This window comes from Rhizobacter sp. J219 (assembly GCF_024700055.1).
Taxonomy (GTDB): Bacteria; Pseudomonadota; Gammaproteobacteria; order Burkholderiales; family Burkholderiaceae_C; genus Rhizobacter.
The window spans coordinates 5,291,492-5,313,466 of record NZ_JAJOND010000001.1; the positions used below are offsets into that span (position 1 = coordinate 5,291,492).

Annotated in this window: 21 protein-coding genes and 2 pseudogenes; 8 read left to right on the forward strand and 15 right to left on the reverse strand. The window is 65.8% G+C overall.

The features are described 5' to 3' along the window. Positions 1-21: 21 nt before the first annotated feature. The 6 genes and pseudogenes from LRS03_RS26655 to LRS03_RS25280 form a co-directional block, all read right to left on the reverse strand. Positions 22-1,596 carry a methyl-accepting chemotaxis protein gene (locus tag LRS03_RS26655; RefSeq protein ID WP_308296468.1) on the reverse strand — a complete coding sequence of 525 codons (1,575 nt, stop codon included), beginning with the start codon at positions 1,594-1,596 and terminating at the stop codon, positions 22-24. Between the two features lie 75 nt (positions 1,597-1,671). After that, positions 1,672-3,226: pseudogene (locus tag LRS03_RS25255) on the reverse strand (methyl-accepting chemotaxis protein). Positions 3,227-3,248: 22 nt separating this feature from the next. Beyond that, on the reverse strand, positions 3,249-4,826 hold the full coding sequence (locus LRS03_RS26660) for a methyl-accepting chemotaxis protein (RefSeq protein ID WP_308296469.1): 1,578 nt from the start codon (positions 4,824-4,826) through the stop codon (positions 3,249-3,251). 77 nt (positions 4,827-4,903) lie between these two features. Next, a complete protein-coding gene (locus LRS03_RS25270; protein ID WP_257829012.1) occupies positions 4,904-7,057 on the reverse strand; it encodes a chemotaxis protein CheA in 2,154 nt (717 codons plus the stop codon). 61 nt (positions 7,058-7,118) lie between these two features. After that, positions 7,119-7,481 carry a response regulator gene (locus LRS03_RS25275; protein ID WP_201805361.1) on the reverse strand — a complete coding sequence of 121 codons (363 nt, stop codon included), beginning with the start codon at positions 7,479-7,481 and terminating at the stop codon, positions 7,119-7,121. A gap of 49 nt (positions 7,482-7,530) precedes the next feature. Then, the gene (locus tag LRS03_RS25280) at positions 7,531-7,995 is read right to left on the reverse strand and encodes a hypothetical protein (RefSeq protein ID WP_257829015.1); all 465 of its coding nucleotides are present in this window, start codon (positions 7,993-7,995) and stop codon (positions 7,531-7,533) included. Positions 7,996-8,187: 192 nt separating this feature from the next. Here LRS03_RS25280 and LRS03_RS25285 point away from each other — a divergent pair, with 192 nt between their 5' ends. Both LRS03_RS25285 and LRS03_RS25290 read left to right on the forward strand, forming a co-directional pair. Then, entirely contained in the window at positions 8,188-9,360 is a 1,173-nt protein-coding gene (locus tag LRS03_RS25285; RefSeq protein ID WP_257829017.1) for a hybrid sensor histidine kinase/response regulator, read from the forward strand. A 44-nt stretch (positions 9,361-9,404) separates the two neighbouring features. Then, on the forward strand, positions 9,405-10,061 hold the full coding sequence (locus tag LRS03_RS25290) for a response regulator (protein ID WP_257829018.1): 657 nt from the start codon (positions 9,405-9,407) through the stop codon (positions 10,059-10,061). 607 nt (positions 10,062-10,668) lie between these two features. On the opposite strand, the gene LRS03_RS25295 is transcribed toward LRS03_RS25290, so the two are convergent. From LRS03_RS25295 to flhD, 6 genes and pseudogenes are all read right to left on the reverse strand, one after another. After that, complete coding sequence (locus LRS03_RS25295) at positions 10,669-11,310, reverse strand: protein phosphatase CheZ (protein ID WP_257829020.1); 642 nt, start codon at positions 11,308-11,310, stop codon at positions 10,669-10,671. Between the two features lie 14 nt (positions 11,311-11,324). Next, positions 11,325-11,720 carry a chemotaxis response regulator CheY gene (gene cheY / locus LRS03_RS25300; RefSeq protein ID WP_257829021.1) on the reverse strand — a complete coding sequence of 132 codons (396 nt, stop codon included), beginning with the start codon at positions 11,718-11,720 and terminating at the stop codon, positions 11,325-11,327. Between the two features lie 29 nt (positions 11,721-11,749). Continuing rightward, the gene (gene motB / locus LRS03_RS25305) at positions 11,750-12,727 is read right to left on the reverse strand and encodes a flagellar motor protein MotB (protein ID WP_257829023.1); all 978 of its coding nucleotides are present in this window, start codon (positions 12,725-12,727) and stop codon (positions 11,750-11,752) included. A gap of 119 nt (positions 12,728-12,846) precedes the next feature. Beyond that, positions 12,847-13,707, reverse strand: coding sequence for a flagellar motor stator protein MotA (gene motA / locus LRS03_RS25310; protein ID WP_257829024.1), 861 nt, complete (start codon positions 13,705-13,707; stop codon positions 12,847-12,849). Between the two features lie 323 nt (positions 13,708-14,030). Beyond that, positions 14,031-14,566 (reverse strand): annotated as a pseudogene (flhC, locus tag LRS03_RS25315) (flagellar transcriptional regulator FlhC). Positions 14,567-14,606: 40 nt separating this feature from the next. Next, positions 14,607-14,930, reverse strand: coding sequence for a flagellar transcriptional regulator FlhD (gene flhD / locus LRS03_RS25320; RefSeq protein ID WP_201805349.1), 324 nt, complete (start codon positions 14,928-14,930; stop codon positions 14,607-14,609). 618 nt (positions 14,931-15,548) lie between these two features. Here flhD and LRS03_RS25325 point away from each other — a divergent pair. From LRS03_RS25325 to LRS03_RS25350, 6 genes are all read left to right on the forward strand, one after another. After that, the gene (locus LRS03_RS25325; protein ID WP_257829026.1) at positions 15,549-16,379 is read left to right on the forward strand and encodes a flagellin N-terminal helical domain-containing protein; all 831 of its coding nucleotides are present in this window, start codon (positions 15,549-15,551) and stop codon (positions 16,377-16,379) included. Positions 16,380-16,558: 179 nt separating this feature from the next. After that, positions 16,559-17,392 carry a flagellin N-terminal helical domain-containing protein gene (locus LRS03_RS25330; RefSeq protein ID WP_257829027.1) on the forward strand — a complete coding sequence of 278 codons (834 nt, stop codon included), beginning with the start codon at positions 16,559-16,561 and terminating at the stop codon, positions 17,390-17,392. Between the two features lie 148 nt (positions 17,393-17,540). After that, positions 17,541-18,947: a flagellar filament capping protein FliD gene (fliD, locus tag LRS03_RS25335; protein WP_257829028.1), complete on the forward strand. Its 1,407-nt coding sequence runs from the start codon at positions 17,541-17,543 to the stop codon at positions 18,945-18,947. Positions 18,948-19,101: 154 nt separating this feature from the next. Continuing rightward, positions 19,102-19,515, forward strand: coding sequence for a flagellar export chaperone FliS (gene fliS / locus LRS03_RS25340; protein WP_257829029.1), 414 nt, complete (start codon positions 19,102-19,104; stop codon positions 19,513-19,515). 50 nt (positions 19,516-19,565) lie between these two features. Continuing rightward, positions 19,566-19,865: a flagellar protein FliT gene (locus LRS03_RS25345; protein ID WP_257829691.1), complete on the forward strand. Its 300-nt coding sequence runs from the start codon at positions 19,566-19,568 to the stop codon at positions 19,863-19,865. Positions 19,866-19,882: 17 nt separating this feature from the next. Continuing rightward, the gene (locus LRS03_RS25350; RefSeq protein ID WP_257829030.1) at positions 19,883-20,638 is read left to right on the forward strand and encodes a flagellar brake protein; all 756 of its coding nucleotides are present in this window, start codon (positions 19,883-19,885) and stop codon (positions 20,636-20,638) included. 6 nt (positions 20,639-20,644) lie between these two features. Here the strand turns inward: LRS03_RS25350 and LRS03_RS25355 are convergent, their stop codons facing one another. The 3 genes from LRS03_RS25355 to fliE form a co-directional block, all read right to left on the reverse strand. Next, positions 20,645-21,067, reverse strand: a complete 423-nt coding sequence (locus LRS03_RS25355; protein WP_257829031.1) for a hypothetical protein — start codon at positions 21,065-21,067, stop codon at positions 20,645-20,647. A gap of 55 nt (positions 21,068-21,122) precedes the next feature. Beyond that, on the reverse strand, positions 21,123-21,335 hold the full coding sequence (locus LRS03_RS25360; protein WP_257829032.1) for a hypothetical protein: 213 nt from the start codon (positions 21,333-21,335) through the stop codon (positions 21,123-21,125). 193 nt (positions 21,336-21,528) lie between these two features. Then, entirely contained in the window at positions 21,529-21,858 is a 330-nt protein-coding gene (gene fliE / locus LRS03_RS25365) for a flagellar hook-basal body complex protein FliE (protein ID WP_257829033.1), read from the reverse strand. Positions 21,859-21,975: the final 117 nt, after the last annotated feature.

Consider the following 21,975-nt stretch of genomic DNA (forward strand, 5'->3'; position numbering starts at 1 on the left):
GGTCGGCGGTTGTCGCGCGCCTCAAGCCGTCGTGTCGAGCTTGAAGGTGGCGACCACCTGGCTCAGGCTTCCGGCCTGCTGCTTCAGGCTTTCGGCGGCGGCGGCGCTTTGCTCCACGAGTGCGGCGTTCTGCTGGGTCATCTGATCGAGGCTCGTCACCGCTTCGCTGACCTGGCCGATGCCGGTGGTCTGCTCGCTGGTGGCCGAGCTGATCTCGCCGATCAGGTCGGAGACGCGCTTCACCTGGCTCACGATGTCGTTCATCGTCTCGCCGGCTTCGCCGACGAGGCGCGAACCGGCCTCGACGCGGTCGACGCTCGCGCCGATCAGCGACTTGATCTCACGCGCCGCTTCGGCGCTGCGCTGCGCGAGCGAGCGCACTTCGCCGGCCACGACCGCGAAGCCCCGGCCCTGCTCACCGGCACGCGCCGCCTCCACCGCAGCGTTCAACGCGAGGATGTTGGTCTGGAAGGCGATGCCGTCGATCACGCCGATGATGTCGGCGATCTTGCGCGAGCTGGCGGTGATCTCGTGCATGGTCGACACCACCTGGCCCACCACCTCGCCGCCGCGCGCGGCGGCCGAGCTGGCCGAGGTGGCCAGCTGGTTGGCCTGGCGCGCGGTGTCGGCGTTGTTCTTCACGGTCGCGTTCATCTCTTCCATCGACGACGCGGTCTGCTGCAGGTTCGACGACTGCTGCTCGGTGCGGTGCGACAGGTCGGCATTGCCGCTGGCGATCTGTGCCGAGCCGGTGGCGATCGAGTCGGACGCGCTGCGCACCTGGCTCACCACCTGCGCGAGCCTGGCCTGCATCTCGCCGAGCGAGGCCATCACGCTGCCGGCCGGAGCGTTGCGCGCCTCCGGGGCGCGGGCCAGGTCGCCCACCGCCACGCGGCGGGCCACCTCGCCCAGCTGGGCGGGCTCCGCACCGAGGGCACGGCGCAGGTTGCGGGTGATCATGAGCGCCATGGCGATGGCCAGGGCGACGGCGACCGCGCAGGCGATCAAGAGCGAGTTGCGGTTGAAGGCGTAGTCGGTCTTCATCACCTCGACTTCTTGCTCGCCGAGCTTGCGCAGGTAGTCGCTGTAGGCGCCGATGGTCTTCGACAGCTCGGCCAGCAGCGGGCGGCAGTCGTTGTTCATCATGGCGATGGATTCGTCGCGCTTGTTGTCGAGCGCGAGCTGCACGATCTGCTCGGACACCTTGGCGTAGCGCGCCTCGATGGCTTCGATCTGGGCCACCTGCTTGCGCTCGTCTTCGTGGACGGCCGGGTCGGCCACCATGCCCTTGAGCTTCTGGATGCGCTTGGCCACGTTCTCGTGGGCGGCGATCACGGCCTTCTTCTCGGCTTCGTGGATGGCGGGGGTGGACGAGAGCACGAGGTTGCGCGAGGCGATGGTGCGCTCGAACATCGCGCGGCGCACCGAGGCGGCCACGGAGATGCGGGCGCCGGTGTCGCCCACGTAGGCGCTGAAGTTGTCATTCGAGTTGCCGAGCGCGCGCAGCGCGATGCCCGACACCAGCAGCACGATGGCCACCAGCACGCCGAAAGCGGCCAGAAGCCGAGAGGTGATCGTCAACTTGCTGAGATTCATCTGAAACCTTCCCTGGTTTTTTGCGGTGAATGAGGTCTAGCGTGAATGAGATCTGGCGCGTCGAGGGTGCTGCCTTCAGGCTTTTGCGAGTCGGAAGGTCGACACCACCTCGGCCAGGCGGGCAGCCTGGTCTTTCAGGCTCTCGGCGGCAGCAGCGCTCTCCTCGACGAGGGCGGCGTTCTGCTGCGTCATCTGGTCGAGCTGCGTCACGGCGGTGTTGACCTGGCCGATGCCGTCGCTCTGCTCGGACGAAGCGGCGGTGATCTCGCCGATGATGTCGCTCACGCGCTGCACCGAGCCCACGATCTCGGTCATGGTGGTGCCGGCTTCGGCGACCAGGCGCGAGCCGGTCTCCACCTTGTCGACGCTCGCGCCGATCAGGCTCTTGATCTCTTTGGCGGCCTCGGCCGAACGGCCGGCCAGCGAGCGCACTTCGCTCGCCACCACCGCGAAGCCGCGGCCCTGCTCGCCGGCACGGGCGGCTTCCACCGCGGCGTTCAAGGCGAGGATGTTGGTCTGGAAGGCGATGCCGTCGATCACGCTGATGATGTCGGCGATCTTCTTGGAACTCGCGTTGATCTCGTCCATCGTCGAGACCACCTGCGACACCACCGAGCCGCCGCGCTGTGCCACTTCGGCGGCCGAGGCGGCGAGCTGGTTGGCCTGGCGCGCCGAGTCGGCGCTCTGGCGCACGGTGGCGGTGAGCTGCTCCATCGAGGAGGCGGTTTCCTGCAGGTTGCTCGCCGTCTGCTCGGTGCGCGAAGAGAGGTCCTGGTTGCCGTGGGCGATCTCGGTCGACGCGGTGGAGATGCTGTCGGTGGAGCTGCGCACCTGGCCGATCACCTGGCGCAGCGAGGTCTGCATGTCGGAGAGCGCACGCAGCAGGTCGCCGAGTCTCGTCGCGGCGAGTGGCGTGCAGGCTTTGCGACAGGTCGTTGGCGGCGATCACGCGGGCGGTGCCCACCGCTTCTTGCAGCGGCCCCACCACCGAGCGGGTGATCACCCAGGCCATGCCGCCACCCACGCACAGGCTCGCCAGCGCCAGCGCCAGCAGGGTGATGCGCGCCATCGAGAGTGTGCCGCGCAGGTCGGCTTCCTCGGCTTCGGCCTTTGCGCGCTCGTGTTTCTGCAGGTTGCCGATGGCGGCGATGTAGGCGTCCGACGCGGGCAGCAGCTTGTCTTTCAGCAGCCCCTCGGCCGCGAACACGTCGGCGGCCTTCAGGTGCTCGTACATCTGCGTGCGCAGCCCGATGTAGTGCTCGCGCGCCTGCCCGATCTTCACCATCAGCGCGCTGCTTTCTGTGTCGTCGAGGCTGGCTTCAAGCTCTTTCTGGACCTTCGAGATCTCCTGCGAGGTCTCTTTCATCAGCGGGTCGAAATACGCCGCCACGTCCGGTTGTCCAGCCGCCTTGGCGATGGCGATGGTGCGCGTGAGGTTGAGCTGCGTCTTGCGTTGCCAGTCGTCGACCAGGTCGGCGCGGCGCATTTTTTCCGCGGCTTTGTTCATCGCGGATTCGGTGCTCTGCATCTGCAGGTAGGCAATGCCCACCGAGAGGAGAAGCAATGCCAGCACTGCGCCGAAGCCGAGGCCCAGGCGCGTGCCGATCTTGAAGTTGTTGAGCTGCTGCATGGTGTGGGTGAGGTGAGAGAGTTCAGCTTGTGGCTTCGAGGCGGAAGGTGCCGACCACTTTGCTGAGGTTGCCCGCCTGCTGCTGCAGGCTGTCGGCGGCGGCGGCGCTTTGTTCTACGAGTGCGGCGTTTTGTTGCGTCATCTGGTCGAGCTGGGCGACGGCCGAATTGACCTGGCCGATGCCGTCGCTCTGTTCGCTGGAGGCAGCGGTGATCTCGCCGATGATGTCGGTCACGCGCTGCACCGAGCCCACGATCTCGGTCATGGTGGCGCCGGCGTCGGCGACCAGGCGTGAGCCCGCTTCAACCTTGTCGACCGAGGTTCCGATCAGGCCCTTGATCTCGCGTGCTGCTTCGGCGCTGCGCTGGGCGAGCGAGCGCACTTCGCTTGCCACCACCGCGAAGCCGCGGCCCTGCTCGCCGGCACGCGCGGCTTCCACCGCGGCGTTGAGTGCCAGGATGTTGGTCTGGAAGGCGATGCCGTCGATCACGCCGATGATGTCGCTGATCTTCTTGGAGCTGGCGTTGATCTCGTCCATGGTCGAGACGACCTGGGCCACCACACTGCCGCCGCGCTGCGCCACTTCGGCGGCCGAGGCGGCGAACTGGTTGGCCTGGCGGGCCGAGTCGGCGCTTTGCTTGACGGTGCCCGTCAACTGCTCCATCGAGCTGGCGGTCTGCTGCAGGTTGCTGGCAGCCTGCTCGGTGCGCGACGACAGGTCGCTGTTGCCCGAGGCGATCTCGGCCGAGGCGGTGTTGATGCTGTCGGTGGAGGTGCGCACCTGGCGGATCGTGTCGCGCAGCGATCGCTGCATGCCCGAGAGGGCCTGCAGCAGGCGGGCCGCTTCGTCTTTGCCGTGGGTGTCGACGTGGTGGTCGGTGAGGTCACCCTGGGCGATGGCCTTGGCGAGCGCCTCGGCCTGGTCGAGCGGCTTGCAGATCGAGTGCATGTTGGCCAGCGTGAGTGGCAGGATCATCACCAGCAACACGCCGATCGTGCCGAGCAGCAGGAATGTCACCATGCGGCCCGAGCGTTGCAGGCGCTCCTGGCCGACGGTGGCCGAGGCGTTGATCTCCTGCGCGAGCGCATCGACCGTGGCCTGCGCGGCATTGAAGTCGGCGCTGGTGCGGGCGATCACCACCAGCGCGGCGCGGCCGGTGTCGAACGACTGCGCTTCCAGCTGCTTCATCACCGGCTGGAACCGCGTCTTGAAGGTGGCCAGCTGCGCCATGGCCTTCTTGGCCTGCTCGGCCTGCGCCGGGTCGGGCAGGGCTTCGGCGAGCGTCTCGCCGAGGGCGTCGACTTCCTCGAAGGTCTTCATCCAGGCGTCGCGTGCCTTCCCGAATTTGTCGGGCGACTCGTACTGGATGAGCATGTCCTTCTCGTGCAGGCGCAGCTGGTGCATCGAGGTGCGCAGGGCGCCGATGCGCTGCAGCGCCGAGAACTCGACGCTGAAGAACGACATGCTGACCGAGTTGCTGTAGGTCTGGCCGCCGAAGCCGACGGCCCCGACGAGCAGCAACGAGGCTGCGACCACGAAGACCGCCCCGAGCATGCGGGTGCGGATGGTGAAGCTTCGGATGAGGTGGTTGAGGTTCATCGAAGTTCCTTCTCGAAGTCGACCGGGGAAAGGTAGTCAGGGCGGGCCAGGCAGGTCGTGGTGCCCGGCCTTGGGGCTCAGTGGCGGCTGCGGCGCACCAGGCTGCCGGTGTCCAGGATCAGCGCCACGCGGCCGTCACCCATGATGGTGGCGCCCGACACATCGTTGACCTTGCGGTAGTTGGCTTCCAGGTTCTTCACCACCACCTGCTGCTGGCCGAGCAGTTCGTCCACCAGCAGGGCGATGCGGCCTCCTTCGGCCTCGACCACCACCATGATTCCGCTCACATGCTCGAAGTCGAAGCGCGGCACGCTGAACACGTGCTCCAGCTCCAGCACCGGCATGTACTCGTCGCGCACGCTCACCACGCGGCCGCTGCCGCCGATGGTCTTGACCATGTCGGGCTGCACCTGGAACGACTCGACGACCGAGCTGAGCGGGAGGATGTAGACCTCTTCACCCACACCGACCGACATGCCGTCCATGATGGCCAGCGTGAGGGGCAGGCGCACCGAGACGCGCATGCCGTAGCCTTCGGCGGAGTCGATCTCGACCGAGCCGCCCAGGGCCGTGATGTTCTTCTTGACCACGTCCATGCCGACACCGCGGCCCGACACGTCGGTCACCACATCGGCAGTCGAGAAGCCGGGGGCGAAGATGAGTCCCCACACTTCCTGGTCGGTCATGCTGTCGGGCGCGTGGATGCCGCGCTCGCGGGCCTTCCGGAGCAGCTTCTCGCGCGACAGGCCGCGGCCGTCGTCGCGCACTTCGATGACGATGCTGCCGCCCTGGTGAGAGGCCGCCAGCGTGATGGTGCCGGTCTCGGGCTTGCCCTTGGCCAGGCGCTCCTGCGGCGACTCGATGCCGTGGTCGCAGGAGTTGCGCACCAGGTGGGTCAGCGGGTCGGTGATCTTTTCCACCAGGCCCTTGTCGAGTTCGGTGGCCTCGCCCTGCGTCACGAAGTCGACCTTCTTGCCGAGCTTGGCGGCCAGGTCGCGCAGCATGCGCGGGAAGCGGCTGAACACCACCGACATCGGAATCATGCGGATCGACATCACCGATTCCTGCAGATCGCGCGTGTTGCGATCGAGGTCGGCGAGGCCGGCGGCCAGCTGCTGGTAGACCGCCGGGTCGAGGCCCTGCGTGTTCTGGGCCAGCATGGCCTGGGTGATCACGAGTTCGCCGACCAGGTTGATCAGCTGGTCGACCTTTTCCACCGACACGCGCAACGTCGAGGCTTCGACGGCGGCGGTGGGCTTGTCGCTCTTGGCGGCCGGCTTGGTGCTGGCCTTGGCGGCCGGAGCCGCATCGGTCGTGGCGGGGGTGGTGGTCACGGCGGTGGAGGCCGACGATGCGGCGGCACCCGGGGCGCCCGGGGCGTCGTCGAAGAAGCCGTAGCCGACATCGGCCTTCTCTTCCTCCGGGGCACCCGGCGCGCCGGCGTGGAAGCCAAAGCCCGGGCCGAGCGGCAGGATCTGCACCTGCTCGCGGGCCACGTGGAAGGTGAAGAGGTCCAGCAGGTCGGAGTCGCTGCTCGTCGTGCAGACCTTGAAGCGGCGCACGCCGTCGGCGGCCATGCCGTTGTCGAGCGGCTCGATGGTGCCGAGGTCGGTGATCTCCTTGAACAGGTCGAGGATGTTGTTCGCCTGCTCGGGCTTGTCCATCGGGCCCACGCGCAGCTCCAGCATGCGGGCGCCTTCCTTGACCGCGGCCGGGGCGGCTGTGCTTTCCACGGCCGCTGCAGGGGCCGGTGCGGCGACCGGCGCGGGTGCGGCCGCCACAGCGGGTGCCGCGACCATTGGCGCTTCGCCGGCCGACATCGCGCGGATGTTGAACAGCAGCTCGGTGGTGTCGAGTTCGTTGCCTTCGCCGCCGTTCTGGTGGCGACCCAGCTGGGCGCGCAGCGCGTCGCCCGACTGCAGCAGCACGTCGACCATTGCGGGGGTGGGCTCGAGTTCGTGGCGGCGCAGCTTGTCGAGCAGCGTCTCCATCTGGTGCGTCAGCTCAGCCACGTCCTTGAAGCCGAAGGTGGCGGCGCCACCCTTGATCGAATGCGCGCAACGGAAGATGGCGTTCATCTCCTCGTCGTCCGCGGCTTCGACGTCGAAGTCGAGCAGCAGCTGCTCCATGCGGTCGAGGTTCTCGCCCGCTTCTTCGAAGAAGACTTGGTAGAACTGGCTCAGGTCGATGCCGGCGCTCAGGTTTGCGCCTTCGGAAGACATCTCACCCATGTCGTGCTCCTGGTGTCGTGTTGTCGTGCGTGGAGGGGTCTTGGGAAGGAGCGGAGGCCGCTTACTTCACGACCTTCTTGATCACTTCGATCAGCTTGGCCGGATCGAAGGGCTTGACCAGCCAGCCGGTGGCCCCGGCGGCGCGGCCGGCCTGCTTCATCTGGTCGCTCGACTCGGTGGTGAGGATCAGGATCGGCGTGGCCTTGAACTTCGGGTTGTCGCGCAGCTTCTTGGTCAGGCTGATGCCGTCCATGCGGGGCATGTTCTGGTCGGTCAGCACGAGGTCGAAGTCACGGGCGTTGGACTTCTCGAACGCGTCCTGCCCATCCACCGCCTCGACGACGTTGTAGCCGGCGCTCTTGAGCGTGAACGAGACCATCTGGCGCATGGAGGCGGAATCGTCGACCGCGAGGATTGATTGCATGGCTTTCTCCGGGGGAACTCGATGGATTTCGGTTGAATGGGGGGAGTCTTTAGAACAGCTCTATGGAACCAACGTCCATCTCGGCCTGTGTCACGGGGTTGGGGCGCAGAGGCACTTCTTCGACCGCGGCCATGCCGTCTTCGTCGTCGGCGAAGGCTTCGCGCGCCAGGCGGTCGACGCAGCTGCGCAGGCGCTTGTGCGTGTGGTTGATGAGCTGCGAGGCCATGTCCTGGAACTGCAGGGCCGTGACGGCACCGCCCAGGTTCTGCATCACGTCGTCGAACACGGCTTCGCTTTCTTCCATCCCGTGGGGGTGGGAGCGCAAGGTGCGGATGTGCTCGGACGCGCCGTGGAAACGCTGCATCAGGGTGTCGCAGGCGTCGGCCAGCAGCGTCTGCAGCCGGTCGAGGTCATTGCTCGCGGTCATCAAGTGGTCCTGCAGGTCGGCGGCTGCCATCAATGGCATGCCGCCCCCTTCATCGGGCAGGGCTTGAGCGTCGTTCGCGTCTTCCATCAGCAGAGGTCTCCGCTCGGTTGTCGTTTGGGGTGCGCGGCCGGTTGCCACGCACGGGCGAGGGTTATCTGGAAGCATTCTTCGGCAGCTGGCCGGCAGACATAAGGGCGATCACGGGCCGGAAGTCCCGCCAATTCAGGACTTCGGCCACGTTTTGTGACCTTGTTGCGACCTTGTTGGCATACTGGCCGCATGTCTCCTTTCGCCCCGCAAGAAAAGCGGCTGCGGCTGCTTCACCTGGAAGACTCCGAGCTGGACCACCAGCTCATGGTGGCCCACCTGCGCCGCGACGGCCTGCTGGCCGAGACCATGCGGGTCGACTCGGAAGCCGCCTTCCTGCAGGCCCTCGATGTCGAGCCCACGTGGGACGTGGTCGTCTCCGACTACAACCTGCCGGGCTTCTCGGGCCTGGTCGCGCTCGACCTGCTCAAGGCGAGCGGCAAGATGATCCCGTTCGTGCTGGTCTCGGGCGAGATCGGCGAAGACACCGCGGTCGAGGCCATGCGCAACGGCGCGTCCGACTACCTGCTCAAGAACAACCTGACCCGTCTCGCGCCGGCACTTTTGCACGCGGTCGAGACCCACGAGCTGCAGCTGGCGCGCCAGCGCGCCGACCGCGAACTGGGCGAATCGAAGCAGCGGGTGCACGAGCTGGCGCAGCACCTGCAGACCAGCGTGGAATTGGAGCGCGCAGCGATTGCCCGAGAGATCCACGACGACGTAGGGGGCTCGCTCACCGCGCTCAAGTTCGACCTCGCCTGGATTGCCCGCCACAGCGACTCGCCCGAGGTGCTGGCGCGTGTGAATTCCGCCCTCGAAACCGTGAGCCACGCCATCGAGGCCAGCCAGCGGGTGATGCACAACCTGCGACCCGCCATCCTGGAGCAGGGCCTGATCGCCGCGCTGCAGTGGATGGCCAGCCGCTTCGAGAAGCGCACCGGCATCACCTGCGAATTCCGCAGCCGCCACGAGCACCTCACGCTGCCGCCGGGGGTGCCGCTCGTGGCTTACCGCACGGCCCAGGAGGCGTTGACCAACGTGTCGAAGCACGCCCAGGCCTCGCAGGTGCACATCGACCTCTCGCTGGCCGGCGGGGTGCTGTCGCTGGAGGTGAGCGACAACGGCCGTGGCCTCAACCAGGACGACCTCGCCAAGGCGCGCTCGTTTGGCATCCGCGGCCTGCACGAGCGTGCGGGCACGGTGGGCGGCTGGGTCGACCTGTCCAGCGGGCCGGGTGGCACCACCCTCATCCTCTCGGTGCCGCTGGAGCCCGACACCGACAACATGGACCTCGAAATCACCGAGCCGGGAGACTTCAAGGAATCCTCCGGACCCTATGACCCCACGGTGTGGGGCGCTCTATGATCGACCGATCCCTCGTTGTTGTTGTCTGACCCGGCAGCCACTCCATGATCAAAGTCCTGCTCTGCGACGACCACGCGCTCATCCGCCGCGGCATCCGCGACACCTTGTCCGATGCCCCCGACATCCAGGTGATCGGCGAGGCCGGCGACTACGGCGAGCTGCGCAGCCTGATGCGCACCACGGGCGAGGCCGACGTGCTGGTGCTCGACATCAACCTGCCCGGGCGCAGTGGGCTCGACGTGCTGCATGTGCTGAAGGACGAGGGCACCACGATGCGGGTGCTGGTGGTCTCGATGTACCCGGAAGACCAGTACGCGATCCGGGCGCTGCGGGCCGGGGCGTACGGCTACGTCAACAAGGGCGGCGACCCGGCGGTCATCGTGCAGGCGGTGCGCACGGTGGGGCAGGGGCGCAAGTACGTCACGCCCGAGATCGCACAGATGCTGGTGGAGTCGCTCACGACACCGGGCGCCGAGGCGGCGCACGAGAAGCTGTCGGATCGGGAGCTTCAGACGCTGGTGATGATTGCTTCTGGGAAGAGGCTTTCTGATATCGCCGAAGAGTTGACGCTGTCGCCGAAGACAGTGTCTGTGTATCGGGCTCGGGTGTTGGAGAAGCTGGGCTTGTCCAACAACTCGGAGATGACGGTTTATGCGATTCGGAATGGGCTTGTGGGGGGGAGTAGGTTGTTCACGGCGTGAGGCTGCGTTGCCGGGGTTTCGCCCCGGCGGGCGAGTCACTTTCTTTTGCTTCGCCAAAAGAAAGTAACCAAAGAAAAGGCGACCCCGTTCGCCGGTCCGCCTAGGGCGGACTTCTCTGCGCTGCTCGTGCTTGGGGTGTCGCGCAGAACTCGCTACGCGGCCTGCGGCCGCTGCGCTCAGACAGCTGCGCGAAGTCAGTTCACGAAGCGTGCTGGCGCACGCCACCCCAAGCCCTGCGCTGCTCGACGGCTCTCAATGGCCCCGGGATACCGCCGCCCGCTTCGCGGGCATCACACTCTCGACTCGCTTCGCCTCGTGCTTGGTCGCTTGGCGACGGAAGAGGCGATGCGCAGCGAGCCGAGTGGCTCGGTGGTCCAGCATGTGTGCGGAGGTCCGATGCACACAGGTGCCACATCGGCCGAGGCCTGTAGCCATACGCCGCGGCCAAATGAAAAGCGCCTTTGCTTTGGTTACTTTCATTTGGCGCGACAAATGAAAGTGACTCGCCCGCCGGGGCGAGACCCGGCAACCCGCCACGCAGTGAAAAACCCGAACAAACAAAAAAGGCGACCCAAAAGGGCCGCCTTCCGCAAGAAGAGACGAACCCTCAGAACCCAAGACTGGCGAGCAGGTCGTCCACCTCACCCTGGTTCTTGACCACGTCCGTGCGCCCCTCCGGGTTCACCACCGGCCCATTCAGCTCCTTGGCATGCTCGATGACCTTCTGCGCCTGCTCGGGCGGCGCGGCCTGCACCAGCAGCTTCACCAGGCTGTCCTCGAGATCAGACGCGAGCGACACCACCTTGGCCACCACCTGGCCGGTGAGGTCGTGGAAGTCCTGCGCCATCATGATGTCGGTCAGGTGCTGATCGATGCGCGCGGTGGCCGCTTCGACGTCGCCCACGAAGTTCATCACCGAGCCTGAAGCCACCGCCTTCACCGGGTCGGCCACGATCGCGGCGGCGATGCGGCGAGTCTCGGCGGCGATGGCGTTGTGCTCCACCTTCGCCTGGTCGACCGAGTTCAGCACCTTGTTGGCGGCGCTGCCGGTCTTCTCGGCGATGTAGTTCAGGCGGCTGCGCGCATCGGGCAGGTCGTTGGCGGCATGTTGCAGCTTGGGCATCACGCCCAGCTGGTGCAGCGTGTCGTGCAGCTGGCGGGTGATCATGCCGAGCTGGTGAAACACCTCGGGCGAAGCGCCCGCGGGGGCGGTTGGTGGCGACAGTACGGCCAGGTTTTCCATCTTCATGGGGTCCCCCCTCCTCAGGCCGCAGTGGCCAGTTTTTGCATGATCTTCTGGACCTTCTCTTCCAAGGTGGCCTTGGTGAAAGGTTTGACGATGTAGCCGGCGGCGCCATCCTGGGCGGCGCGCACGATGTCTTCCTTGCGGGCTTCGGCGGTCACCATCAGCACCGGAATGTGCTTGAGGCTCGCCTCGGCCTTGATGGCCGCCAGCAGCTCGAAGCCGTTCATGTTGGGCATGTTGATGTCGCTCACCACGAAGTCGAACTTGGTGTTCTTCAGCAGGTTCAGCGCAGCGACGCCGTCTTCGGCCTCTTCGGCGTTGTTGTAGCCGAGCTCCTTCAGCAACCCGCGCACGATGCGGCGCATGGTCGAGAAGTCGTCGACGATCAGGAACTTCATGTCAGGGTTGCTCATGGCGGGACCTCTCAGTGCTACTGCCGCTGTTATCGGGCGTTCGGATTGGTTATTGAGGGGGCGACCGCAGCTTCAGTTGCGACTTTGGGCACAGCTGGAGCGGTCGTCGCGGATTCTTCTGCTGGCGGCGGCTTGTTGAAGAAGCGGTCTTCTGCGTCGCGGTTCATCACGATGATGCTGATGCGCCGATTGCTCGGGCTGAGCGGGTCGTTCTTGTCGAACGGCACGCTGGAGGCAAGCCCCTGCACGCGCAGCACCCGGTCGGTCGGCAGGCCGCCAGCGGTGAGTTCGCGGCGCGAGGCATTGGCGCGGTCGGACGACAGCTCCCAGTTGCCATAGCCCAGGCCGTCGCGGTCGGCCGCGAAGGGCTGCGCGTCGGTGTGACCTTCGAGCGTGAGCCGGTTGGGCACCTCGGCAAGCACCGAGCCGATGTCGCGCAGCAGCTCGCGCATGTAGGGCTTCACGACGGCGCTGCCGCTGTCGAACATCGGCCGGCTTTGCTCGTCGATGATCTGGATGCGCAGGCCGTCGGCCGTCATGTCGAGCTTGACCTGGTTCTTCACGTTGCCGAAGCGTTCGGCCTCGGCCAGCATCTTCTCGATGTGCGACTTCACCTGCTCCAGCTTGCCGGTCTCGCCGGCGCGCTGCTCGGCGCGCATCGCGGCGAGGTTGATGGTGGAGCGGGTGGTGTCGATGTCGCCGCGCTTGACCTGGCCGCCCGAGCGCGTGAGGTCGGTGCCGCCGCCGCGGATCACGTGCGACGAATCGCCCGAGCCGCTGCCGCCCGACAGCAGCGCCACCCGAAGCGGCGCGTTGAAGTAGTCGGCAATGCCCTTCTTGTCGCCCTCGGTCGTGGAGCCGAGCAGCCACATGAGCAGGAAGAACGCCATCATCGCCGTCACGAAGTCGGCGTACGCGATCTTCCACGCACCGCCATGGGCAGCATGCCCACCCTTCTTGATGCGCTTGATGATGATCGGCTGGAGTTTCTTGCTGTCACCCGCCATGGCTCAGCTCCAAGCGAGCGCAGCGAAGCGCCTCATCCAGCCACCCCCGTGGAGCCGGCTTTGCCGGGCCACTGCGGGGCGCCCCTTGGGGGCAGGAGCGTGAGCGACTGGGGGGCTCATTACTTCTTGCCTTTCACATGGCTCTCGAGTTCGATGAAGGTCGGGCGCTCAGTCGAGTAGAGGACCTTGCGGCCGAACTCAACGGCGACCTGCGGTGCATAGCCCTGCATGCTCGCGAGCAGCGTGGTCTTGATGCACTGCAGCTCCTTCGTGCCTTCATCGTTCTTCTGTTCCATCAGGCCGGCCAGCGGCTCGGCGACGGCGTAGGCCAGCAAGATGCCGAGGAAGGTGCCGACGAGCGCTGAGCCGATCATGCCGCCGAGGATGGCGGGCGGCTGGCCCACCGAGCCCATGGTGTTCACCACGCCCAACACGGCGGCCACGATGCCGAAGGCGGGCAGGGCGCCGGCCAGCCGGCCGATCGCCGCCGCGGGCGCATGCGCCTCGTGGTGGTGGGTGTCGATCTCGCTGTCCATCAGGCTTTCGATCTCGTGGGCGTTGAGGTTGCCCGAGACCATCATGCGCAGGTAGTCGGTGACGAACTCGACCACGTGGTGATCGCTGCCGACAGTCGCGTACTTCTTGAAGAGGGGCGAATTCTGCGGCTCTTCGACGTCTTTTTCGATCGACATCAGGCCCTCCTTGCGGGCCTTCTGCAGGATGTCGTAGAGCAGCGCGAGCAGCTCCATGTAGCGTGCCTTGGTGTACTTGCTGCCCTTGAGCAGGGTGGGCAGCGCGGCCATGGTGGCCTTGAGCACCTTGGGCTGGTTGTTGACCACGAACGCGCCCAGGGCTCCGCCGACGATGGCCATCATCTCCGTCGGCAGTGCCTTCAGGATGACCCCGAGGTTGCCGCCGTGGAGGATGTAGGCCCCGAAGATGCACCCCAGGGCGACGCCGTAGCCGATGAGAACAAACATGGTCGGTTGTGTGGTTCGCGGTGTCCGCTGGCCGGTCTGTGGCTGGCGGACTCATGCCTTTATCGGCCCGAGGTCACCGGTCTTGAGCGAGTGTGCGCAGCAGATGCGGTGTTTGATCGCCTCAACAAGCCGGCAATCGCGGGCCAAACCCTTGCGGTCGAACGTGACCGTGCCGCGGCACCAAAAAAAACGGACCTCGAAAGGTCCGTCGGAAAGCACTTTCTAGGTGCCAGGAGGAGACAAAGCAAAAACTGGTCGCTTGGATACGTGGGTTATCGGCCGTGTCCGAGCGGAACTTGAGACAAATTCGGTAGGCGGTGCACTCAGTGCATCTGGATGCCGCCGGAGGCCTTGCCCTTGCCGGCGCGCGCCGGGGGTTGCACAGGCCGCAGACATAGTGCTTCGGGATCTCGTGCGGGTGGGTCACGAAATGGCCGCCGCACTTGGAGCACTTGGTGAGCGTGAGCATGCCGTTGTCGACGAACTTCACCAGGCGCCAGGCGCGGGTGACCGACAACAGGGCTTCGAGGTTTTGCGCCTGGGTCTGCTCGAGGTAGAGCTGGTAGGCCTTGATCACGGTGTCGATCTCGTCCATCTCGGCGACCTTGTTCAGGTACTCGTGGATGTTCATGAAGAGCGACGCGTGGATGTTCGGTTGCCAGGTCATGAACCAGTCGGTGGAGAAGGGCAGCTGGCCCTTGCTCGGCGACTTGCCGGAGACCTCTTTGTAGAGACGCAGCAGGCGTTCGTAGGACAGGTCGGTTTCGGATTCCAGCACTTGCAGGCGAGCGCCGAGGTTGATGAGCGTGACCGCACGCTCGATCTGCTTGGCTTCGGTGAGGATGCTCTTGGTGCGCATGGAATCTCCTGGACTGTCTATGTATTAGGTATCTGTCGGATCAGGCGGCTTCTTGGTGGCGGCCGGCCATCAGGATCGAAGCGTGCAGGCGGCTGGTGGTGTCGTTCGAGGCAGCCTTGCCGTGGTTGGTCAGGAGACCCCACACCATGTCATCGTCCATGCGGAAGCGGCACAGCAGCGTGTTGCCGGAGGCGACCTTCATCATCTGAGCCGGCGTGAGCAGCGCGATCATCGAGGCGCTCTCTTCGCTGATGCCGAGGCGGAAGAGGGCCTGTTCGCGGTCGGAGCGGATGAGGCTCTGGGCCAGCATCAGGTACGACAGGTTGGCTTCACGGATCTCGGTCAGGATTTGGTCGGCGTTCATGCTGTTGTTCCTTGGGTTGTCTGGGCTGGTTGTCTGCTTGCGTTGATATGTGTTCAACGTGGGATGGACTGTAAAGATCCGAATTGGGGCCCAACATCAGGCCGGTTCTGTGGCTTGAGTCCAGCTTCTTCTGTGGGCCTTGTCAGGCAACTTCCTACAAACGTAACGACATGCACGCCCTCTGTGACGCAGTGCACGCCGACGGCTGGGTGTTACCACTGATGCCGGGTGTAGGTGCCCGACACGCCCGCGTCCTCAAGACTTTGCGTGGCGTGCCGAAAACATTCAGTGGCCTTCGGTGCCGTGAACAACGACTGGATCACCACCTTCATCTCGCTTGACAAATTTCTAAAGTTCCGAAATTGCCAAGCCGATAAGCATCCCAACGGGGATGAGAAATCAGAACCGGGGTCCGGAGTAAGCGGCCAAGGTGTTTCGAGAAGGGCAAACAGATAGAAGCCCTTCGCGGGATCTGAGGATGACGCACGCCGGGCGCAGCAGGCCAGCGGTTTCGATCGCTGGCGTCAAAGCAGAAGCAAGGCCCATCAGGCCGAGCGCCTGCGGCGGCAATGCCGGCGCTTGCCGGAAGTCACTTCAACCGTTAATGGAGATTTTCAAATGGCAATGACCATCAGCACCAACATCTTCTCGCTGAACGCTCAGCGCAACACTGCCGCCACGCAAAGCACGCTGGCCACGTCCATGCAGCGCCTGTCTTCTGGCCTGCGTGTGAACAGCGCCAAGGACGACGCCGCCGGCCTCGCCATCGCCGAGCGCATGAACTCGCAAGTGCGCGGCATGAACGTCGCCATGCGCAACGCGAACGACGGCATCTCGTTTGCGCAAACCGCTGAAGGCGCGCTCGCCAAGGTCGGCGACGCTCTGCAGCGTATGCGTGAACTGGCCGTGCAGTCGGCCAACGGCACCAACAACTCTGACGACCGCGACAACCTGCAGGCCGAATTCGCGCAGCTGAACGCCGAAGTCGACCGCATCGTGAGCGGCGCCAAGTTCAACGACACCGCGCTGCTCGACGGCTCGGTCACCACCTTCACCTTCCAGGTGGGTGCCGGCACCGACACCACCGACACGATCGACGTGGACGCCGTGGACCTGAGCGCCACCGTCACCGCCGTCACCGCGCTGGACATCTCGGGTGCCGACGCCACGGGCGCCACCGCCGCGCTCGACGCGCTGGACACGGCCATCATCGACGTGACGACCGGCCGCGCCAACATGGGTGCCATCCAGAACCGCTTCGACTCGGTGATCGCCAACCTGCAGACCTCGGCCGAGAACCTCTCTGCCGCTCGTGGCCGCATCATGGACGCCGACTTCGCGGCCGAAACGATGAACCTGTCGCGTGCGCAGATCCTGCAGCAGGCCGGCACCGCGATGATCTCGCAGGCCAACCAGCTGCCGCAGCAAGTCCTCTCGCTGCTGCGTTGATTCATCTGCCTTCGGGCAGTTGACTGGACGCCCCTTCCGCTTCGGCGGGTGGGGCGTTCGTTTTTCAGAAACGGCCGGTTTTCCGGCTTCATTTCGGCCTTATGGGCTGAGGCGGCACGCCAAACAATGCGCTCCACAGGTCCTCGAAGGTGGCCTGGTCATCCTCGAAGGAGTGCAACATGCCCCAGACCATCAACACGAATCTGAACTCGCTGAATGCGCAGAGAAACCTGAGCACTTCTCAAGGCTCGCTCTCGATCGCCATGCAGCGCCTTTCCTCCGGTCTTCGCGTCAACAGCGCGAAGGACGACGCCGCCGGCCTCGCGATCGCCGAACGCATGAACGCCCAGGTGCGCGGCATGAACGTCGCGGCCCGCAATGCCAACGACGGCATCTCGCTGTCGCAGACGGCCGAAGGCGCGCTGGGCAAGATCGGCGACGCCATGCAGCGCATGCGCGAACTGTCGGTGCAGTCGGCCAACGGCACCAACAACTCGCAAGACCGCGACAACCTGCAGGCCGAATTCCAGCAGCTCAACGATGAAGTCGCACGCATCGTGGCGGGCACCCGCTTCAACGGCACCGTGCTCTTCGACGGCACCTCGACCACCTTCAACTTCCAGGTGGGCGCCGGCACCGACGCGACCGACACGCTGTCGATCAACACCGTGGACCTGACCGCCACCGTGGCCGCGCTCGGCGCGCTCAACATCTCGGGCACCGACAACACCGGCGCCCTCGCCGCGATGACCGCGCTCGACACCGGCATCATGGACGTGACCACTGCCCGCGCCACCTTCGGTGCCGCCCAGAACCGCTTCGACTCGGTGATCGCAAGCCTCACCGTCTTCGCCGAAAACCTCGCCGCCGCCCGCGGTCGGATCATGGATGCCGACTTCGCCGCCGAGACCGCCGCGCTGTCGCGTGCGCAGATCCTGCAGCAGGCCGGCAACGCGATGGTGGCGCAGGCCAACCAGCTGCCCCAGCAGGTGTTGACGCTGCTGCAACGGTAAAAAAATGCACTTCCGGGCTCAAGTTCCGGAAGTTTTCGCCGATGACGGGATATCCGAGGAAGCTTGGATATTCCGTATTTGCGTTTGTGGGCCCTGACTTTGCCGGCGTGTAAGCCCAGGCCGGGGTCAGGTCAGTAGGAGGTGTGAAATGGCAAGCGTCAGTTCGGCCGGTATCGGCAGCGGATTGGACGTCGAGTCGATCGTCACCAAGTTGATGTCGATCGAGCAGCGTCCCGTTGCGCAACTCAAAACTCAGGCTTCAACCATCCAGACGAAGATCTCGGCCTTCGGCCAGCTTCAGTCTGCGCTTTCGACTTTCCGCGACGCAGCCTCCAGCCTCGGCAGGCTCAACACCTGGGGCGCCGCCACGGCCGCCTCGTCCGACACCAGCGTGCGCGTGACCGCCACCGAAGGGGCCGTTGCCGGCAACTATGCGGTCAGCGTGCAGTCGCTCGCCGCCGCGCAGTCGGCGGTGACACGCTCTTTCGACTCCGCCGACGACCTGGTGGGCGCCGGCACGCTGCGGGTGGAAATCGGCAGCTTCGGCCAGGCCGGCTTTGCGCCGCAGCCGAATCTCGATGCGATGAACATCGACATCAGCGCCACCGACACGCTGACCACCGTTCGCAACAAAATCAATGCCGCCGGGGCCGGCGTCTCGGCCATCATCGTCAACGACGCCACCGGCGCGCGCATCATCATCAGCTCCACCAACCCCGGCACCGGCAGCGTGTTTCGCACCAGCGGTGACGGCGGGGCCGCCGAGTTTGGGTTCGACCCCGGCGCAGAGGTCAACGCGATGACGCAGACCCAGCCGGCGGCGGATGCGCAGCTCACCATCAACGGCCTGGCCGTCACCTCGCCGTCGAACACCCTGAGCGACGTGGTGCAGGGGCTCACCATCAACCTGATGGCACCCACCACCGGCACCGCGCAGATCAGCGTGGTGCAGGACAACGATGCGCTGAAGAAGTCGGTGACGACCTTCGTGGAGTCGTACAACGCGCTCGCGACGATGCTGCGCACCCAGACCAAGTACGACGAAGCGACCAAGACCGCAGGCACCCTTCAAGGCGACAGCACTGCCGTCGCGCTGCAACGCCAGCTGCGCAACCTCGTGACCGGCAGCTCGCCGGCCAGCAGCGTCTACTCCACGCTCAACTCGGTGGGCGTGGCGATGCAGGCCGACGGTACGCTCAAGGTCGACAACGCCAAGCTCACCACGGCGCTGAACACCAACCTCGGCGAAGTGCGCCGGCTGTTCTCGGCCAGCAACACGAGCGACCCCAGCCAGAACGGCGTGGCCACCCGCCTGCGCCTCTTTGCCGACCAGGTCCTGGCCACCGAAGGCGCGCTCACCACCAAGACTGCAGGCCTGAACACCAGCTTGTCGATGAACCGCAAGCGCCAGGACGAACTGACCGACCGTCTCGCCCTCACCGAGAGCCGCCTGCGCGCGCAGTACACATCGCTCGACACCAACATGGCCAAGATGAGCGCGCTCAACAGCTACATCACCAACCAGGTGGCCGCCTGGAACAAGAGCGGTTCCTGATCGGGCGGACTGAAGCGGGTGGGTGCCGACGTCAAGCGCCGAAAACCCGCCCACTTCCGAAACGGCGAAGGGCTCAAGCAAGGCAGGCGGGAACCGATAACAAGGCACCAGTTGTTGTTCAACGCAAGTTAAACGCCAGAGCGCCCAGACAACCATGTTTGCACCTGCCTTCTCCCCCACCAAACGCCAGCTTGGCGCCTACCAGCAAGTCCACGTGACCACCGGCGTCGACGGCGCATCGCCGCATCGCCTGGTGCAGATGCTCTTCGAAGGCCTTCTCGACTCGCTGGCCCGTGCCCGCGGCGCCATGGCCCACGGCAACGTGGCGGTCAAGGGCGAAGAGATCGGCCGGGCCGTGCGCATCGTCGAAGAAGGCCTGAAGGCCGGCCTGAACGTGGAAGAGGGCGGGCAACTCGCCCGCGACCTGCACGACCTCTACGCCTACGTCACGGTGCGGCTGACGTATGCCAACCTGCGCAACGACGAGGCCGCGATCGTCGAGTGCGTGAAGCTCATCGAGCCCATCGCCACGGCGTGGGACGAGATCGCGCAGAAGGCGGCTGCATGAAGCGCACCGCCCGCCCCGCAGCCCTCGCCCGCCACAACCCGACCGACGCCATGAACTCCGCACTGCTCCAGTACTACGAAGCGATCGAACAGGCGAGCTCCGACATGCTGCTGGCCGCCCGCGCCGGCAACTGGGACGCGGTCGTCAAGCTCGAAGGTGCCTGCGCGCTGCTCATCTCGCAGCTCAAGCATGCGGCGACCAAACAGTCGCTCGACACTGAAGAGGCGCAGCTCAAGTCACGCATCATGCAGCGCATCCTGATCAACGACGCCGAGATCCGCCAGCTGGCCGAGCCCTGGCTGGAAGACCTCGACGGCATCCTGGCCGGCAAGCCCAAGTCGGTCCACTGAGACCCGCCCGCCGCGTCGTGGACACCCTGCCCATGCAGCTCGACGCGGTGGCCGCCACCCATGGCGGGCTGGAAGATTTCCGCATCGACGCGCCGGCCGAGATCCTCTCGGTGCTCAAGAGCCTGGTCGACGGCAACGTGCTCGTCAACCTCAACGGCAGCGACGGCGCGGCCTACACCACCACGCTCTGGTCGATCGACGCCAACCGCGGCCTGCTCAGCTTCAGCGCGGATGTGCACAGCAGCCAGGTGCACCAGCTGGTCGAAGCCGAAGAGGCGGTGGCCGTGGCCTACCTCGACAGCATCAAGCTGCAGTTCGACGTGAGCGGCCTCGTGCTCGTGCACGGCGGCAAGACCTGCGCGCTCAGCTGCGCGCTGCCGCGCCTGATCTACCGCTTCCAGCGGCGTTCGGGCTTCCGTGTGCGGCCCATCCTGCGCAACACGCCCGTGGCCCGTGTGCGCCACCCGATGATTCCCGACATGGCGCTGGCCTTGCGCGTGCTCGACGTGAGCATCGGTGGCTGCGCGCTCTTCCTGCCCGACGACGTGCCGCCGCTGCAACCCGGCGTGGTGCTCAACGGCGTGCAGATCGAACTCGGCCTGGACACTCGCCTCACCACCTCGCTGCGCCTGCAGCACGTGACCTCGCTCAACCAGGACGCCAAGGGCGTGCGCCTGGGCTGCGAGATCGTTGACCCGAGTGCCGACACGCTGCGCATCCTGCAGCGCTACATCAACCAGACCCAGCGGCGCGCACGCGCGCTCGGCGGTTGAGGTTTCCTACTTCTTGCTTGACGAGGCGGCGGGCTTTGCCGCTGAGGGCGCCGATGCAGCCGGCTTGCCGCTTGCCATGTTGACCGGCCGGTCGGCGCGCTGCAGCTCGCTCCAGGTGGCGCTGCACTGCTTGTTCAGCTTGTCGTCGAGCGCGGGGCTCGGCTTGGCCATCGCCTTCTGTGCCTTGTTGCGCTCTTCCCTGTAGCGGGAGGTGCTGCGCTGCTTGGCCAGCTCGGCCCGCTGCTTGTCGTCGGCCTTGATCTTCCACAGCGCGAGGTAGGCGTCGTCGGCGCGGCCCTTCATGTGCGCGAAGCGGGCTTCGCATTTGGCGTAGCCGAGGTCGAACTGCGCCAGTGTTTTCACGCTGGGGCCGGCGTGCGAGGCTGTCGCCGCAAGCGTGAGGACGGCAGAAGCAAGAAGGGTTTTCATGGGGCGCGATTGTGGTGGCGAGCGGCCCGGCCCGCTGAAACCGAGTGTGAAGGTGTTACTTCGGTTTTGACTCGCTCGCAGCACCCGATGCCGGCAGGCCGATGCGTGCGGCGGTGCGCTCGACAGCGCTGCCGGCCTTGCGCGCACCGCGTTCGGCGGCGCTTGCGCCACGCTTCACCCCGCTGGCGGCAGCGCCCACGCCTTTCTCGATGCCGCGCTCGGCGGCACTCGCGCCTCGCTTGACGGCGCTTTCCACGCGCTGGATCACGGTGGGTTCGGCCTCTGGGCGGCAGCAGCGCCCGCAAAGGAGGCCATCAGAACGACGGAGGAAGCAGCCGCGAGGAGGGCGCGCATGAAGGTTCGCATGGTGAGCTCCAGGGGTTGTTGCAGGAGCTTTCGATGATAGCGAGCGCTCATGCGAGCGCCGATTCGGGCTTGTCGGACAGCGCAGCTACGTGCCGTCAGACCTGCATGTTCATGATTTCGGAGTAAGCCTGCACCAGCTTGTTGCGCACCTGCAGCGTGGCCTGGAAGCCGATCTGCGCCTTCTGCATCGCGACCATCGTCTCTTCGAGGCTGACGGTCGGATTGCCCAGCTGCACCTGGCGCTGCATTTCCGAGGCTTGGTTCTGGCTCTCGCTCACCGAGCGCAGGGCCTGCGTCAGTTGCTGTTGGAACCCGCCGCCCGTGACGCTCTTGGCACCGCGTGTGTGCAGCGGCTGGCCGTCGATGCCCAGACCCGCGCGGGCCACGGCCTGCTCGAAGTTGAAGGGCTTGAGGGTCACGTTCATGGCATTGAACTGTAGGCAAACATGTAAGCAGAGATGTGGGGAAGTGGGGCCGGTTTGGCGTCCTGTTCGGCCCATGCCCCACCCTCAAGTTCTCGAACAATCGTTGTCACACGGGTG

What these genes read in the sequence shown, in the direction of transcription:
- cheY (WP_257829021.1), bottom strand. Translation starts at nt 11,720, where the DNA reads ATGAGCAACCCTGACATGAAGTTCCTGATCGTCGACGACTTCTCGACC.
- LRS03_RS25325 (WP_257829026.1), top strand. Translation starts at nt 15,549, where the DNA reads ATGGCAATGACCATCAGCACCAACATCTTCTCGCTGAACGCTCAGCGC.
- LRS03_RS25290 (WP_257829018.1), top strand. Translation starts at nt 9,405, where the DNA reads ATGATCAAAGTCCTGCTCTGCGACGACCACGCGCTCATCCGCCGCGGC.
- LRS03_RS25280 (WP_257829015.1), bottom strand. Translation starts at nt 7,995, where the DNA reads ATGGAAGACGCGAACGACGCTCAAGCCCTGCCCGATGAAGGGGGCGGC.
- LRS03_RS25285 (WP_257829017.1), top strand. Translation starts at nt 8,188, where the DNA reads ATGTCTCCTTTCGCCCCGCAAGAAAAGCGGCTGCGGCTGCTTCACCTG.
- fliD (WP_257829028.1), top strand. Translation starts at nt 17,541, where the DNA reads ATGGCAAGCGTCAGTTCGGCCGGTATCGGCAGCGGATTGGACGTCGAG.
- fliE (WP_257829033.1), bottom strand. Translation starts at nt 21,858, where the DNA reads ATGAACGTGACCCTCAAGCCCTTCAACTTCGAGCAGGCCGTGGCCCGC.
- fliS (WP_257829029.1), top strand. Translation starts at nt 19,102, where the DNA reads ATGTTTGCACCTGCCTTCTCCCCCACCAAACGCCAGCTTGGCGCCTAC.
- motB (WP_257829023.1), bottom strand. Translation starts at nt 12,727, where the DNA reads ATGGCGGGTGACAGCAAGAAACTCCAGCCGATCATCATCAAGCGCATC.
- LRS03_RS26655 (WP_308296468.1), bottom strand. Translation starts at nt 1,596, where the DNA reads ATGAATCTCAGCAAGTTGACGATCACCTCTCGGCTTCTGGCCGCTTTC.
- LRS03_RS25295 (WP_257829020.1), bottom strand. Translation starts at nt 11,310, where the DNA reads ATGAAGATGGAAAACCTGGCCGTACTGTCGCCACCAACCGCCCCCGCG.
- motA (WP_257829024.1), bottom strand. Translation starts at nt 13,707, where the DNA reads ATGTTTGTTCTCATCGGCTACGGCGTCGCCCTGGGGTGCATCTTCGGG.
- LRS03_RS25330 (WP_257829027.1), top strand. Translation starts at nt 16,559, where the DNA reads ATGCCCCAGACCATCAACACGAATCTGAACTCGCTGAATGCGCAGAGA.
- LRS03_RS25275 (WP_201805361.1), bottom strand. Translation starts at nt 7,481, where the DNA reads ATGCAATCAATCCTCGCGGTCGACGATTCCGCCTCCATGCGCCAGATG.
- LRS03_RS26660 (WP_308296469.1), bottom strand. Translation starts at nt 4,826, where the DNA reads ATGAACCTCAACCACCTCATCCGAAGCTTCACCATCCGCACCCGCATG.
- LRS03_RS25270 (WP_257829012.1), bottom strand. Translation starts at nt 7,057, where the DNA reads ATGGGTGAGATGTCTTCCGAAGGCGCAAACCTGAGCGCCGGCATCGAC.
- LRS03_RS25345 (WP_257829691.1), top strand. Translation starts at nt 19,566, where the DNA reads ATGAACTCCGCACTGCTCCAGTACTACGAAGCGATCGAACAGGCGAGC.
- flhD (WP_201805349.1), bottom strand. Translation starts at nt 14,930, where the DNA reads ATGAACGCCGACCAAATCCTGACCGAGATCCGTGAAGCCAACCTGTCG.
- LRS03_RS25355 (WP_257829031.1), bottom strand. Translation starts at nt 21,067, where the DNA reads ATGAAAACCCTTCTTGCTTCTGCCGTCCTCACGCTTGCGGCGACAGCC.